This window comes from Mycobacterium kansasii ATCC 12478 (assembly GCF_000157895.3).
Classification (GTDB): Bacteria; Actinomycetota; Actinomycetes; order Mycobacteriales; family Mycobacteriaceae; genus Mycobacterium; species Mycobacterium kansasii.
Map to the genome: position 1 here is coordinate 4,399,543 of NC_022663.1, position 14,120 is coordinate 4,413,662.

14 protein-coding genes are annotated in these 14,120 nt (G+C 67.7%); 8 read left to right on the top strand and 6 right to left on the bottom strand.

The features are described 5' to 3' along the window. Positions 1 to 106 precede the first annotated feature (106 nt). The 8 genes from alr to groL all read left to right on the top strand — a co-directional run bounded on the left by alr (position 107) and on the right by groL (position 7,315). Positions 107 to 1,285 (top strand): alanine racemase, encoded by a 1,179-nt coding sequence (gene alr / locus MKAN_RS19260; RefSeq protein WP_036444176.1) that lies wholly within the window; start codon positions 107 to 109, stop codon positions 1,283 to 1,285. A 40-nt stretch (positions 1,286 to 1,325) separates the two neighbouring features. Then, complete coding sequence (locus tag MKAN_RS19265; protein WP_371686018.1) at positions 1,326 to 2,378, top strand: alpha/beta fold hydrolase; 1,053 nt, start codon at positions 1,326 to 1,328, stop codon at positions 2,376 to 2,378. After that, positions 2,371 to 2,826: a tRNA (adenosine(37)-N6)-threonylcarbamoyltransferase complex ATPase subunit type 1 TsaE gene (gene tsaE, locus MKAN_RS19270; protein ID WP_023371129.1), complete on the top strand. Its 456-nt coding sequence runs from the start codon at positions 2,371 to 2,373 to the stop codon at positions 2,824 to 2,826. Before MKAN_RS19265 ends, tsaE begins: the two co-directional genes overlap by 8 nt. Continuing rightward, positions 2,823 to 3,446, top strand: a complete 624-nt coding sequence (tsaB, locus tag MKAN_RS19275) for a tRNA (adenosine(37)-N6)-threonylcarbamoyltransferase complex dimerization subunit type 1 TsaB (protein WP_036390990.1) — start codon at positions 2,823 to 2,825, stop codon at positions 3,444 to 3,446. The genes tsaE and tsaB overlap by 4 nt, the downstream gene beginning before the upstream one ends. Next, complete coding sequence (gene rimI / locus MKAN_RS19280) at positions 3,443 to 3,913, top strand: ribosomal protein S18-alanine N-acetyltransferase (protein WP_023371133.1); 471 nt, start codon at positions 3,443 to 3,445, stop codon at positions 3,911 to 3,913. The genes tsaB and rimI overlap by 4 nt, the downstream gene beginning before the upstream one ends. Further along, positions 3,910 to 4,953, top strand: a complete 1,044-nt coding sequence (gene tsaD, locus MKAN_RS19285; RefSeq protein WP_023371135.1) for a tRNA (adenosine(37)-N6)-threonylcarbamoyltransferase complex transferase subunit TsaD — start codon at positions 3,910 to 3,912, stop codon at positions 4,951 to 4,953. Before rimI ends, tsaD begins: the two co-directional genes overlap by 4 nt. A gap of 319 nt (positions 4,954 to 5,272) precedes the next feature. After that, on the top strand, positions 5,273 to 5,575 hold the full coding sequence (groES, locus tag MKAN_RS19290; RefSeq protein ID WP_003418028.1) for a co-chaperone GroES: 303 nt from the start codon (positions 5,273 to 5,275) through the stop codon (positions 5,573 to 5,575). A gap of 111 nt (positions 5,576 to 5,686) precedes the next feature. Then, positions 5,687 to 7,315, top strand: coding sequence for a chaperonin GroEL (gene groL / locus MKAN_RS19295; RefSeq protein ID WP_023371136.1), 1,629 nt, complete (start codon positions 5,687 to 5,689; stop codon positions 7,313 to 7,315). A 197-nt stretch (positions 7,316 to 7,512) separates the two neighbouring features. Here the strand turns inward: groL and sodC are convergent, their stop codons facing one another. From sodC to MKAN_RS19325, 6 genes are all read right to left on the bottom strand, one after another. Then, on the bottom strand, positions 7,513 to 8,352 hold the full coding sequence (sodC, locus tag MKAN_RS19300; protein WP_036391551.1) for a superoxide dismutase[Cu-Zn]: 840 nt from the start codon (positions 8,350 to 8,352) through the stop codon (positions 7,513 to 7,515). A gap of 65 nt (positions 8,353 to 8,417) precedes the next feature. After that, the gene (locus MKAN_RS19305) at positions 8,418 to 9,545 is read right to left on the bottom strand and encodes an ADP-ribosylglycohydrolase family protein (RefSeq protein WP_036391554.1); all 1,128 of its coding nucleotides are present in this window, start codon (positions 9,543 to 9,545) and stop codon (positions 8,418 to 8,420) included. 80 nt (positions 9,546 to 9,625) lie between these two features. After that, entirely contained in the window at positions 9,626 to 11,176 is a 1,551-nt protein-coding gene (locus MKAN_RS19310; protein WP_023371144.1) for an MFS transporter, read from the bottom strand. A 34-nt stretch (positions 11,177 to 11,210) separates the two neighbouring features. Then, positions 11,211 to 12,317 carry a PPE family protein gene (locus MKAN_RS19315; protein WP_023371146.1) on the bottom strand — a complete coding sequence of 369 codons (1,107 nt, stop codon included), beginning with the start codon at positions 12,315 to 12,317 and terminating at the stop codon, positions 11,211 to 11,213. 14 nt (positions 12,318 to 12,331) lie between these two features. Next, positions 12,332 to 12,631, bottom strand: a complete 300-nt coding sequence (locus MKAN_RS19320) for a PE family protein (RefSeq protein ID WP_023371148.1) — start codon at positions 12,629 to 12,631, stop codon at positions 12,332 to 12,334. A 393-nt stretch (positions 12,632 to 13,024) separates the two neighbouring features. Beyond that, the gene (locus tag MKAN_RS19325; protein ID WP_023371150.1) at positions 13,025 to 14,119 is read right to left on the bottom strand and encodes a glycosyltransferase family 2 protein; all 1,095 of its coding nucleotides are present in this window, start codon (positions 14,117 to 14,119) and stop codon (positions 13,025 to 13,027) included. Between the last annotated feature and the right edge of the window lies 1 nt (position 14,120).

A 14,120-nucleotide genomic window follows, 5' to 3' on the forward strand; every position in this document is an offset into this window, starting at 1 on the left:
GGGTGTGACGCATGTGACCAACGCCGCGTAGCTTTCCGCAGTGATCGGAACCGTTCTGGGAGAATGGCTGCGAACCGATACACAGACGAGTGGGAGCACGACTTCGTTGGCCGTTACGCCGATATCCCGGACACCGGGCGTCCTGGCCGAGGCCGTGGTCGACCTGGGCGCCGTCGAGCACAACGTGCGGGTGTTACGCGAGCACGCCGGAAGCGCGCAGGTCATGGCCGTCGTCAAGGCCGACGGCTACGGCCACGGCGCGACCAGGGTCGCTCAAGCTGCGTTGGCTGCGGGGGCAGCCGAACTCGGCGTCGCCACCGTCGACGAGGCGCTGGCGTTGCGCGCCGACGGCATCACCGCGCCGGTGCTGGCCTGGCTCCATCCGCCCGGTATTGATTTCGGTCCGGCGCTGGTTGCCGACGTCGAAATCGCGGTCTCGTCGACGCGTCAGCTCGACGAGCTGCTGGATGCGGTGGCCCGTACCGGCCGGACGGCAACGGTGAGCGTCAAGGTCGACACGGGCCTCAACCGCAACGGCGTGCCGCCGGCGCTGTACCCGGAGATGCTGGCCAGGTTGCGTCAGGCCGCTGCCGAGCATGCGATCCGGCTGCGGGGGCTGATGTCGCACCTGGTGTACGCGGACGCACCGCAACAGCCCATCAATGACATTCAGGCCCAACGGTTCCGGGACATGCTGTCGTACGCCCGTGAAGAGGGCGTCACCTTCGAGGTGGCGCACCTGTCCAATTCGTCGGCGACCATGGCCCGTCCGGATCTGACCCTCGATCTGGTGCGTCCGGGCATCGCGGTGTACGGGTTGAGCCCGGTACCTGAGCGGGGGGAGATGGGCCTGGTGCCGGCCATGACCGTGAAATGCGCTGTGGCGCTGATCAAGTCGGTTCCCGCAGGAGAGGGCGTGTCGTACGGGCACACCTGGATCGCGCCGCACGACACCACGGTGGCGCTGCTGCCGATCGGTTACGCCGATGGCGTGTTCCGGTCGCTGGGCGGGCGTCTCGAGGTGCTGATCAACGGCCGGCGACGACCGGGCGTCGGCAGGATCTGCATGGACCAGTTCGTCGTCGACCTCGGCCCCGGCCCGGTCGACGTGGCCGAAGGTGACGAGGCCATTCTGTTCGGGCCCGGCGCCCGGGGCGAGCCCACCGCGCAGGACTGGGCCGATCTGGTGGGCACCATCCACTACGAAGTGGTAACCAGTCCGCGGGGACGGATCAGCAGGACCTATCTCGAGGCTGAAACCGTTGAATCCCAACGAATCCCATAGGAGCCACCAGGGTAGGGCCTGGCTTGCGGGAGGTGCCGGGCTGACCGCGGTCGCCACAATTGTCGGAGCCTCTGCCCGCCGGTCGTTGGCCGAACGCAGCAGTGTGGTCGAAGACCCGTACGCCGACGAGGATTTCGAACGGCTGGACAGCGACCGCGGCCACGTGGTGACCACACCCGACGGGGTACCGCTGACGGTGCGCGAGGCCGGGCCGGTTGGTGCGCCCGTGACCGTGGTGTTCGCCCACGGTTTTTGTCTTCGCATGGGCGCCTTCCATTTTCAGCGGATGCGACTTGGCGAACACTGGGGCTCGAAGGTGCGGATGGTCTTCTACGACCAGCGTGGGCATGGCCAGTCCGGTGAAGCCGCGCCGCAGACCTACACGCTGACCCAACTCGGCCAGGACCTGGAAACGGTCCTGCGGGCGACCGCGCCGCGCGGACCGATTGTGCTGGTGGGACATTCGATGGGCGGAATGACGGTGCTGTCGCATGCCCGCCAGTTCCCCGAGCACTACGGCCAGCGGATCGTGGGGGCCGCGATCATCTCCTCGGCCGCCGAAGGGGTGACACGCTCACCGCTCGGCGAGTTCCTGAAGAACCCGGCGTTGGAAGCCGTGCGGTTCACCGCCCGCTCCGCGCCGAAGCTGGTACACCGGGGCCGCACCGTGTCCCGGTCGCTGATCGCCCCGATCCTGCGCGCTGCGTCCTTCAGCGATCTGCAGGTCAGCCGGAGCCTGGACGCGTTCTCGCAGCGGATGATGAACGACACCCCGATCGCCACCCTGGTGGAGTTCCTGCAGGCCCTGGAAGTCCACGACGAAACCGCCGGGTTGTGGACGTTGCTGAAGGTCCCGACCCTGATCGCCTGCGGCGACCACGACCTGCTGACCCCGGACGAATACTCGAAGAAGATGGCGGCGTCGCTGCCGCAGTCGGAATTGGTCATCGTCAGCGGGGCAAGTCATCTGGCGCTGCTGGAGAAGCCCGACGCCATCAACGAGGGATTGGTTCGGCTGGTCGATCGGGCTATTCCGGGCGTATTGACGTTGCGGTACCGGCAACTGCGAGAACGGTTGCGACGCCGTGGCTGAGCAGCAAAAACTGGAGCGCGTCGAGGACACCGTCGCCCTGGGAGCCAGGTTGGGTCAGCAGCTGCGGGCCGGCGACGTGGTGGTGCTCTCCGGTCCATTGGGCGCTGGAAAGACCGTGCTGGCCAAGGGAATTGCGGCAACCATGGATGTCGAAGGTCCGGTCACCTCGCCGACCTACGTGTTGGCGCGCGTACACCCGGCGCGCCGCCCCGGCCGTCCGGCGATGATCCATGTCGACCTGTATCGCTTGCTGGACCGGCCCGGGACCGCGCTGCTCGGCGAGCTCGACTCACTGGACCTTGACGCCGAACTCGACGACGCGGTGGTGGTGGTCGAGTGGGGTGAGGGCCTGGCCGAACGTCTTTCGCAGCGACACCTCGACGTCCGGTTGGAGCGAGTCAGCCATTCCGACGTGCGGATCGCGACCTGGCAGTGGGTGTGTTCATGAGCCTCGTCCTTGCCATCGACACCGCGACCCCGGCCGTGACCGCGGGCGTGGTGCGCCTCGATGGCTTTGTCACCATGGCTCAGCGGGTCACCGTCGACGCGCGGGCGCACGCCGAACGGCTGACACCTAACGTGCTGGCCGCACTCGCCGACACGGCGCTGAGCATGAGCGAGCTGGACGCCGTGGTGGTCGGCTGCGGCCCCGGCCCGTTTACCGGGCTGCGGGTCGGGATGGCGACGGCCGCGGCCTACGGGCATGCGCTGCAGATCCCGGTGTACGGCGTGTGCAGCCTGGACGCGATCGGCGGCCAAACCAGCGGTGACACGCTGGTCGTCACCGACGCACGCCGGCGCGAGGTTTACTGGGCTCGGTACCGCGATGGGGTCCGCACCGCCGGGCCGGCCGTCAATGCCCCGGCAGACGTCGATCCCGGGCCGGCCCGCGCCGTCGCCGGCTCGCCCGAGCACGCGGCGTTGTTCGGCCTGCCACGGTGTGAGCCGGTGTACCCGACGCCGGCCGGGCTGGTCGGGGCGGTGCGCGAATGGTCCGACAACCCGCCGCCGCTGATGCCGCTGTATCTGCGACGCCCGGATGCCAAGCCGTTGGCGGCTCGCACATGACCGCCCACATCCAGCCCGTCACCCTCGGTGCGCTGACCCCCGCGGACGCCCGCCGGTGCGCCGAGCTGGAAGCCCGGTTGTTCGACGGCGATGACCCGTGGCCGGCGGTGGCCTTCGAGCGGGAACTGGCCAGCGCGCGCAACCACTATGTGGGCGCTCGCAGCGGCGACGTCCTGGTCGGCTATGCCGGCATTTCCCGGTTGGGCCGCACCCCGCCCTACGAGTACGAGGTGCACACCATCGGGGTGGATCCGGCCTACCAAGGACAGGGCATCGGCCGCCGGCTGCTCAACGACCTGCTCGATTTCGCCGATCGCGGCGTCGTCTACCTGGAGGTCCGCACCGACAACGAGGCCGCCCTGGCGCTGTATCGCAGCGTGGGATTCGAGCAGATCGGCCTGCGCCGGCGCTACTACCGGGTCAGCGGCGCCGACGCCTACACGATGCGACGGGAGGCGCGCCAATGACTATCGTGCTGGCCATCGAAACCTCGTGCGACGAAACGGGAGTGGGCATCGCGCGGCTGGGCGGCACGGGTGTCGGGGCCACGGTGACATTGCTGGCCGACGAAGTGGCCTCTAGCGTCGACGAGCACGTGCGTTTCGGCGGGGTGGTTCCCGAGATCGCCTCCCGGGCTCACCTGGAAGCGCTTGGTCCGCTCATGCGCCGGGCGCTGGCGGCGGCGGGTGTGCAGCGACCGGACGTCGTTGCGGCCACCATCGGCCCGGGCCTGGCCGGTGCGCTGCTGGTGGGAGTGGCGGCGGCCAAGGCCTACGCGGCGGCCTGGGGGGTGCCGTTCTACGGCGTCAACCACCTCGGCGGGCACCTGGCGGCCGACGTCTACGAACACGGCCCCCTGCCCGAGTGCGTGGCGCTGCTGGTGTCCGGCGGACACACCCACCTGCTGCACGTGCGCTCGCTTGCCGAGCCGATCGTCGAGCTGGGCAGCACCGTCGACGACGCCGCCGGTGAGGCCTACGACAAGGTGGCACGGCTGCTGGGGCTGGGTTATCCGGGCGGCAGGGTGCTCGACGACCTGGCCCGCACCTGCGGCCGGGAGGCCGCGGAGATCCCCGTGTTCCCGCGCGGCATGACCGGTCCGCGCGATGATCCCTACGCGTTCAGCTTCTCCGGGCTCAAGACCGCGGTGGCCCGCTATGTCGAGAGCAATCCAGACTTCCGGCCCGCCGACGTCGCGGCCGGGTTCCAGGAGTCCGTCGCCGACGTGCTGACCAGGAAGGCGGTGCGCGCGGCCACCGACCTGGGGGTGTCGACCTTGCTGATCGCGGGCGGCGTGGCCGCCAACTCCCGGTTGCGCGAGCTGGCCACCCAGCGCTGCGCCGCGGCGGGCCTGAGTCTGCGTATCCCCAGACCCCGGCTGTGCACCGACAACGGCGCCATGATCGCCGCTTTCGCGGCACACCTGGTGGCCGCGGCAGCGCCGCCGTCGCCGCTGGACGTACCCAGCGACCCCGGACTGCCCGTGGTAGTTGGGCAGCTGAGCTAGCCTCTTGCCCGAAATTGCCGTGATGGCTGTGGTTCGTGAGCGGATCGCAACCATCGCGGCAATCTCGGTGTCGGCGGCCTCCGCAACGCCAACACGCAGAAGCACCGGGGTGCCCTTGAGTGCTAGCACTCTCATGTATAGAGTGCTAGGTGGCAGTCGGACGACCCCTGTTGCCGGCACCCGCGACGACGGCGCGAGGGCACGGAAGAATGCCGAATCACCTGGTAATTCGGACGGTTCCGGGGCAAGCCCCGGACCGACCGCCAAATCCGGTCCGGGCCTGAACCCGGACCCGACCCAATAGTGGAGGGCTCCAATCGTGGCGAAGGTGAACATCAAGCCACTCGAGGACAAGATTCTCGTGCAGGCCAACGAGGCCGAGACCACGACCGCGTCCGGTCTGGTCATTCCCGACACCGCCAAGGAGAAGCCCCAGGAGGGCACCGTCGTCGCTGTCGGCCCCGGCCGGTGGGACGAGGATGGCGAGAAGCGCATCCCGCTGGACGTCGCCGAGGGCGACACCGTCATCTACAGCAAGTACGGCGGCACCGAGATCAAGTACAACGGCGAGGAATACCTGATCCTGTCGGCACGCGACGTGCTGGCTGTCGTTTCCAAGTAACAGAACCGTGTTCCGCCCCGGCGATCCCCGTGCTCGGCCACGGGTGATTTCCGGGGCGGCATGCGTTAGCAGCCGAGGCCGTAGTGGACATTGCCCGGCGGAAGGAACCTGATGAGCAAGCTTATTGAGTACGACGAAATCGCGCGCCGCGCCATGGAGGCTGGCGCGGACAAGCTCGCCGACACGGTAAGGGTGACGTTGGGCCCGCGTGGTCGGCACGTGGTGTTGGCCAAGTCCTTCGGCGGACCCACTATCACCAACGACGGCGTCACCGTCGCGCGTGAGATCGACCTGGAAGATCCCTTCGAGAACCTGGGCGCCCAGCTGGTGAAGTCGGTGGCCACCAAGACCAACGACGTGGCCGGTGACGGCACCACCACTGCCACCGTGCTGGCCCAGGCTCTGCTCAAGGCCGGCTTGCGGCTGGTCGCTGCGGGTGTCAACCCGATCGCACTCGGCGCCGGCATCGGCAAGGCTGCCGACGCGGTGTCCGAAGCGCTGCTCGCGTCGGCCACACCCGTATCGGGCAAGGACGCCATCGCGCAGGTGGCCACGGTGTCCTCGCGCGATGAGCAGATCGGCGAGCTGGTGGGCGAGGCGATGACCAAGGTCGGCGCCGACGGGGTGGTCAGTGTCGAGGAATCCTCGACGCTGAACACCGAGCTGGAATTCACCGAGGGTGTCGGCTTTGACAAGGGCTTTTTGTCGGCGTACTTCGTCACCGACTTCGACTCGCAGGAGGCCGTGCTCGAAGACGCGGTGATCCTGTTGCACCAGGAGAAGATCAGCTCGCTGCCGGACCTGCTGCCGCTGTTGGAGAAGGTCGCCGAATCGGGCAAGCCGCTGGTGATCATCGCCGAGGACGTCGAGGGCGAGGCGCTGGCGACGCTGGTCGTCAACTCCATCCGCAAGACGCTGCGAGCGGTCGCGGTGAAGTCGCCGTACTTCGGCGACCGGCGTAAGGCGTTCCTGCAGGACCTGGCGGCGGTGACGGGCGCCGAGGTGGTCAATCCCGACGCCGGCCTGGTGCTGCGGGAAGTGGGCCTGGAGGTGTTGGGCTCGGCCCGTCGGGTTGTGGTCAGCAAGGACGAGACCATCATCGTTGACGGCGGCGGTGCTCCGGAAGCGGTCGCGGCCCGGGTCAATCTGCTGCGCGGCGAGATCGAGCGAAGCGACTCCGACTGGGATCGTGAGAAGTTGGGCGAGCGGCTGGCCAAGTTGGCCGGCGGGGTGGCCGTCATCAAGGTGGGTGCCGCCACCGAGACCGAGCTCAAAGAACGCAAGGAAAGCGTCGAGGACGCGGTCGCTGCCGCCAAGGCTGCGGTCGAGGAGGGCATCGTCGCCGGGGGCGGCTCCGCGCTGATCCAAGCCCGCCAGGCGCTGAAGGATCTGCGCGCGTCGCTGTCGGGTGACGAGGCGCTCGGCGTCGACGTGTTCTCCGAGGCCCTCGCCGCACCGCTGTACTGGATCGCCACTAATGCCGGGCTGGACGGCGCGGTCGCGGTCAGCAAGGTTAGCGAGCTGCCCGCCGGACACGGGCTCAACGCCAGCACGTTGACCTATGGCGACCTGGCCGCCGACGGTGTCGTCGACCCGGTCAAGGTGACCAGGTCCGCGGTGCTCAACGCCGCATCGGTGGCCCGGATGGTGCTCACCACCGAGACGGCGGTGGTCGACAAGCCCGCCAATGCGGACGAGCACGACCACGGTCACGGCCACGGTCACCATCACCACCACTAGGTCAAGCGGTACGAAACACCCCTGGCTGGGCCGCCGGGGGTGTTTCGCTTATTTGGACCATCGGCTTCGGGTTGCTCGGCCGCATATACCGCAACCATCTCGACGGCGAACCGGGTGTGCCTACTCTGACCACGAGATTGGCCTGACCCGCTGCCGCCGGCACGCCCGTACTTCGGATCTAAAAAACCGTCGGCGCGTCAGCCGTTGGGCGGAAGGCTGGGCGTCGTTACGGTGCTGCTCGGCGTCGACGTGACGGTTGGAACGCCGGTGACCGTGACGGTGCTCGTGCTTGTGGACGGCGTTTGCACGACGGTCGTGGTGGTGACCGTGACGGAGCTCGTGCTCGTCGACGGCGGTGGCTCGACCGTCGTGCTGGACGAAGCGGTGGACGAGCTGGTTGCCGGGGCGATCACACCGCAAGCCACTCGCTTACCCGAATCACCGGTGGCCAGCGTCTCTTCGTCCGGGCCCGGTGTGCCGTTCTTCTGGGTATAGCGTGCGGGAGGAATATTGCCGAAGTTATCCGGGTCCTGGTGAATGATCAGCGCGGTGCCCGAGCTATTTCGCAGGTCCGCCGCGGTGAACGAGTTCGAGGTGGTGACGAGTTTCGCCGCGCCGTCGGAGCGCACCTCCAAGGAAGTCAGGTCGCCGCTGGCGGGATAACCGGTGTGACCCGGCGCCTGGTAATGGCCCCCGGCGGAGTTGAAGTCGCCGGACGCGCCTCCCGTCGGTGCCACCGAATTGGCCTCGCATTTGCCCACCGAGTGGATGTGGAGCCCGTGGAAACCAGGGGTCAGGATCGGGTTGGGGACCGTTTCTAAGGTCAGCGTCGCGAAGCCGTTGGCGAAATCGAAGGTGGCGTTGGCCACCAGAGTTCCGTCGGCGCTCTTCAACTGTGTGGTCATCCGCTCGGTGCCGGGCGGCGGGGCGGTCAGCGGCGACGTATTGGGCTGGGCGGTGTTCTGGTTGGTGCACGCTCCTACCGGCGCGATGGCCGCGGAAAGCACCGCGGCCGCACAGGCCGCAGGTCTTTTCAACACGTTCATGGCCTGCGCTTACCCGGATTAGCCAACGCCAAACGAGCGCCTCGGGCTGTAACCGGTCAGTACCCCGGGTACTTGTGCCAGATGCGCTCGGCGTCGTCGTGAGAGCTGTGCTCGGAGAGATGCCAGTCCGGATAGTCGTAGAGGTCATCGGCGATCTCGCAGATGACGTCGCGAAGTTCCAGCGGTTCCAGCCATTCGCTGGAAATGGCGCCCACGCCGATCCCCGCGCCCAGGAGGTTACCGGCGATCGAACCCGTCGAATCGGAGTCGCCGTCGTGATTGACCGCCGCCACGATGCCGTCTTCGAACGACTCTGCTGTCAGCGCGCAGTACAGGCCGATGGCCAGGGCCTCGTCGGCCAACCAGCCCTGCCCCAACCCGGCTACAGCCTCGTGGGCCTCATGGGCGTCATGGCGGCGCCCGCCGCGACGTGCCGCGGCCTCGGCGGCCTCGACGGCGTTGAGGGTTTCGTCGTGATCACGGAACTCGACCAGGACGCGCTTGGCCTCCGCCAGCGCCTCCGCCAGCGGTATCCCCAGCACCAGCTGGTAGATGAGCGCCGCGAACACTCCGGCCGACAACGAACCCGTGGGGTGACCGTGTGTGAGGGCCGCAAGTTCGGTACCGATCCGGAACGCGCGGCGCAGCGTCCCATCGGGCTGGCGCGACACAAACAGCCCCACGGGTGCCACCCGCATCACCCCGCCGCAGCCCTTGCTGTGGTTTTCCGCGGGCTCGCCCAGATTACGTATCCCGCGAAGCGCCGAAATGCAGGTGTTGCCCGGCGCGCGCTGGCTGTGCAACTGGCGCTGCTGGTAGAGCCAGCCCGACTGGCCGTCACCGAAAGGCTCACCGACGCCGACGGGGTGCACGGGTGCTTCGCCTTGGGTGCGCAGCCATCGCAGATACGCGTTTGCGGTTACCCCGGTATAGGTCGACAAGCCCTTTATGCGTCCGCGGACCAAGTACCGCAGCAGCCCTTCGGCGGTGAACAGGGTCATTTGAGTGTCGTCGGTAACCATGCCGACACCGCCATAAGCGGGCGCATACGCCGTGATGCCCCCCGGGCCGAACCGCGCCAGGATCTGCTCACGGGTGTGAAACTCCACCGGTGCGCCCAACGCGTCGCCCACCGCGCCACCGAGCAGGCAGCCGCGGAACCGTTCCCGGTCGCCGATACTCATCCTCGGCACGCTACCGCCATGCGGACGAGCCAGCCGTACCCCGCCGGTCAATCCCAGCGGGGTACGGCCGGTACCACCCGTCATGAGTTCTGATCTGCTCGATTGCGGGGTAGGAGCAACCAGACGGCGATCGCCGCGGCCAGCGGCACCAATGCCATGGCAAGGCTGGTGGTGCGCAGCGCCGAGGCAATGAGCTCCTGGGTATCTGCCAGAACACGATGCGCCAGCTCGGGGTTGAGGCTGCCGAGGCCTCCGACGTGACCGCCGCCGCTTGAGCGCGATGCCTCCAAGGCGTTGGCGGCCTGCGCGGGAGAGATACCCAAGCCGGCGAGCCGCTGCCGGGCCCGTGCGGTGTAGAAGGTCGTGGTCAGCAGGGTGACAACGGTGGGGCCCAGGGAGTAGAAGGATTGGCCGGCCCCGGGCTTGACCGCCGACACCGAGCCCTCCAGTCCCGGCGGGGCATAGCTCATCATGATGCTGGCCTGCGGCGGCTCGACCATGGCGACGCCGACGCTCAGCATCACGACTCCCAAGGCGATCACCGGGAGGGAGGTGCTCACCCCGAAGGTGGCGAACATGCAGCTGGCCAGGGTGAGCAGTCCCAGACCCCACAGCATGGTGGTACGCGCCGAAGTCCGCATCATCATGCGACCGCCCAGGACGGCCGCTGGAGCTTGCACCACGGCGGCCAGCACCAGCAGCAGGCCCAGCACCGTCGGCGCATACCCGCGGACCACGGTGGTGTAGTAGCCCAGCAGGAGCACTCGGCCGGCCAGCAGGAAGTTGAAGGCCAATCCGGTGATGACCGCGGCGTTGAAGGGGCCGGCCCGGAAGATCCGCAGGTCCAACGCCGGCTGGTCGGTGTGCTGCTCCCACCAGACGAAGAAGACTCCGGCGGCCAGCCCGAGCAGCAGCGGCGGCACGGCCGCGCCGGGACCATGAGCCAGGCGCGACAGGCCGTAGACGAGGCTGACCATCATGAGGCCGGCCGCGCCAATACCGCGGTAGTCGATCCGGCGGCCCTGGATGCGGAACGTTTCGGGGACGAACCGCAGCGTGATCGGAATGGTGATCAGCGCCGCGGCCGGGGCGACGACCAACGCCCAGCGCCACCCCAGCGACTCGACCAGGATGTCGCCGACCAGCGGTAGCGGCGCCCCTACCAGGAATGCCGTTCCCAGGAAAAAGCTGATGGCCTTGCCTCGCTGTGCGGGCGGGAAGGTGGCGTTGATGATTGCCAGGGAGAGCCCCAGCAGAAAGGCGAAACCCACACCGGTCAGCGCACGGGTGATCATCAGGATCACTGCGTTGGGCGAGAGCGCAGCGAGCAGACCGCTGACGATCACGCCGGCCAGGCCCACCAGATACATCCGGCGTTTGCCGTAGATGTCGCCCAGCGTGCCGGCGCCGAGGATGGTCGCGGCCAGAGTCAGCGTGGCCAGACTCGCGGTGAACCCAGCGGCGGCGGTACTCATATGCAGGCCCTCGCGCACCGGTACCAGGCTGCTGGAGAAGATGGCCGGGTCGGCACCGGTGATGGCGAAGCCCAGACCCATGGCCAGCACGGTCATCCATTGGGCGAACGTCAGCTTGTCCTGGGCCGACCGGGTTTGCGTGTCGAGCGCGGTCACGGGTTCCTCCGTTTTGACGTGTGGGTGGATCGGGTTAACCGGCGGCGGGCGAGCCGACGATCACGAAGCGCTGCGCAAGGCCATATCGGGCTGCGGCGGCGCCGCTCGAATTGGCGCCTCTGCCAGCCGCTGGCAGACCGCCCAGCATGGGCGCTGCCGCATCCGGTGCAATCCGGGAAGTGGACGCTAGCCCGGTGTTCGACAATGCCGTGGCCGCGTGGCTGATGTTCGGGGCCGCGGCACCCCAACTGTGTGGTACCGACAACGCCCCGATCGAACCGGCCCGGCCCATACCCGCCGACACCATCCCGACGCGGCCCAGACCCGGCATCTTGATCGGAAAGCTGGTGACCGCCTGCGCCAGCGGCGCCGCGGCCTGTGCGGCGACCTGGCCCATCGACATGAAAGACCTGAGGACCGACGTGATGGACATGGTCGCCGACGTGCTGCCCATGACGACCTCGACCGGGGTCAGCATCCCTTCTTCCACCGTGACCACCCCGGCGATTAACGGACGGGTGGCGAACCACTTCAGCAACGGCGGCACGGTGCTGATCAACTGTGACAACTTCACCGCGTTGCTGGCGGCCGCTTGACCGGCCGTCCGGCCGACCGCGTGGACGACCTCCGGCGCTACGGCGAACGGGGTCAATCGGGTTGCAGCCGCCGCGGCGGCGGCGTAGCCGTACATCGCGGCGGCGTCCTGGGCCCACATCGTGGCGTAGTGGGCCTCGGTGGCCGCGATCGCCGGAGTGTTCTGGCCCAGGATGTTGGTCGCTACCAGCGCCATCAGCAGCGTACGGTTGGCCGCGATCTCCGCCGGCGGCACCGTCATCGCGAACGCCGCATGGTAGGCGGCCGCGGCTGCGGTGGCCTGCCCGGCGGTCGACTCGGCCTGCCCTGCTGTGACGTTCAGCCACGCTAGGTAGGGGGCGGTCGCGGTCGCCATCGCCACCGATGCCGCACCCTGCCAGGGCCCGCCGACCAGCCCCGAGATCACCGACCAGCACCGGGCGGCGGTGGAGTACAACTCGGCGGACAGCCCGTCCCAGGCCGCCGCCGCAGCCAGCAGCGGCCCGGAACCGACCCCGGCATACATGCGCGCGGAGTTGATCTCCGGCGGCAAAGCTGCGTAGTCCATCGCTGCCCCCTCGCTCAGCCGACCGCAGCGGTGTTGACGGCTTCGGCGGCGCCGTACGAGGCGGCGCTGGTGCCCAACGTGGTTACCAACTGGTCGTGAATGGCCGCGGCATGGGCGCTGATCTCCCGGTACAGGACAGCGTGTGCGGCGAACTGAGCGGCGATCAGCGCGGAAACCTCGTCGGCAGCGGGTGGCACGACCGCGGTGGTCGTGGCTGTCGCGGCCGCGTTGTGCGCGTTCATCGCCGAGCCGATACCCAGCAAATCGGCTGCTGCAGCCACCAGCGCCGGTGGCTGAGTGGTCACGAAAGACATGCGCTTACCTCCCTCTGAGTTGACCTGTGAGCTGGTCCCTGAACTGGCCGGGTACTGGCCAAGTGCTCTCTATGATCGAGACCACAGCACCGCCGCCCAAGGGCGAAATGACCCAACCCACCTCGATGGATGGTGCAAAAGTGTGCGCACACCGCGCGATCGGCGCCGGCGTGGTCGCCGCCCGCGAATGCCGCAGGCCTGTGCCCATGCCCCGGCGGTGTCTGGTCCGGTTGCAGGAATCCTCGGACTTCGTTGTCACGCTCGACGCGGCCTATCCGGCCGCGGCTACCAATCCCCTTGCACCCCAAGGCGATTCATTACCGCTACAGCGCCTACCGCGCGGCGCCAGGGTGATTTCCGGTTCACACCGGAATCCGTGCCGCTACCCAGGTCTCATGGCAAAGACCCCAAACATGTTGGCTTGCTGAGCACTATCGGCCCCGCCCGAGTGCCGGTCCCGACACTGTCGGCCACGCGTTGTTCCACAGCGTCCCCTGCCGTCGTTGTGTCCCTGCGCCCGAACGGCGGCGTCGTGGCTGTCCGGCGAAGCTTGGCGCGCAGCTTCGACAATGTGAATCGATGGTTCTCGCCGTCGTAATAGAATCGCACCGGCCGGAATAGCAAATACACCAGCAGCAGAATGGCCATCGTCAGCAGCGCCGTCCAGCTCTTGACGCCATGGGCCTTTGTCGTCCTGGTATACCGCGTGATGTACCGGTAAAAGTCAAGCACCGGGGCTTCCAGCCGCCGGCCCGATATGCCTGCGACCATTGTCGGCTCGTACGCAATCTTCAAATCGTTCTTGAACAAGGTCAGGGCAAGGTCGATATCTTCGTGCAGTAGATCTTCGGGATCCCGATGGGCCAGCTGACGGACCGCCCGCCACGCCGAGTTCCGGATTGCCATATTGGCGCCCAGGAGAAACCGCTGGTCTGTTGAGTGCCGCTCCAGATAGCTGCGAATCCGGTGGTCTCCCCAGAAACCGAGTCTTTGCAAAGGCATGTCATGGTAGAAAACCGGACCGGTCGCCGCGGCCACAGCCGGGTTGGCGAATCGGCGGCGAATTGTCGCTACCCAGTCGTCGGCGATGACGGTGTCGGCATCGATGCGGCCGATGACATCGCTGCGCGCATGGTCGAACCCATGGTTGCGCGTCGGGATGAGCCCTTGATGGTCATTCTGTTCGAGCAGGCGGATGTTGAGTTGTCGGTGGCGTCTTTGATATCGGCGCACCACCGCCAGGGTATCGTCGGTCGATTTGTTGTTGACCACGATTATCTCGTCGGGCGCGGATGTCTGGGCGATGCATGATTCCAGGCATCGACCGATAATACGGCCCTCATTATAGGCAGGGATAACTATTGCCACGGACGGCCGCGGCGACACGACGGCGGGCCGGATTTCCGCGACATTCGGAGGTCGGAAGGCGGACAGCTGTCCGCCGCGACAGGCATCCCCGCGCGTCAATACCAACTGTGCAGCGTTCACG

Bases quoted from the DNA above. Each gene is read 5' to 3' on its own strand.
- tsaD (WP_023371135.1), top strand. From the start codon at position 3,910: ATGACTATCGTGCTGGCCATCGAAACCTCGTGCGACGAAACGGGAGTG.
- tsaB (WP_036390990.1), top strand. From the start codon at position 2,823: ATGAGCCTCGTCCTTGCCATCGACACCGCGACCCCGGCCGTGACCGCG.
- MKAN_RS19305 (WP_036391554.1), bottom strand. From the start codon at position 9,545: ATGAGTATCGGCGACCGGGAACGGTTCCGCGGCTGCCTGCTCGGTGGC.
- MKAN_RS19315 (WP_023371146.1), bottom strand. From the start codon at position 12,317: ATGGACTACGCAGCTTTGCCGCCGGAGATCAACTCCGCGCGCATGTAT.
- groL (WP_023371136.1), top strand. From the start codon at position 5,687: ATGAGCAAGCTTATTGAGTACGACGAAATCGCGCGCCGCGCCATGGAG.
- MKAN_RS19320 (WP_023371148.1), bottom strand. From the start codon at position 12,631: ATGTCTTTCGTGACCACTCAGCCACCGGCGCTGGTGGCTGCAGCAGCC.
- rimI (WP_023371133.1), top strand. From the start codon at position 3,443: ATGACCGCCCACATCCAGCCCGTCACCCTCGGTGCGCTGACCCCCGCG.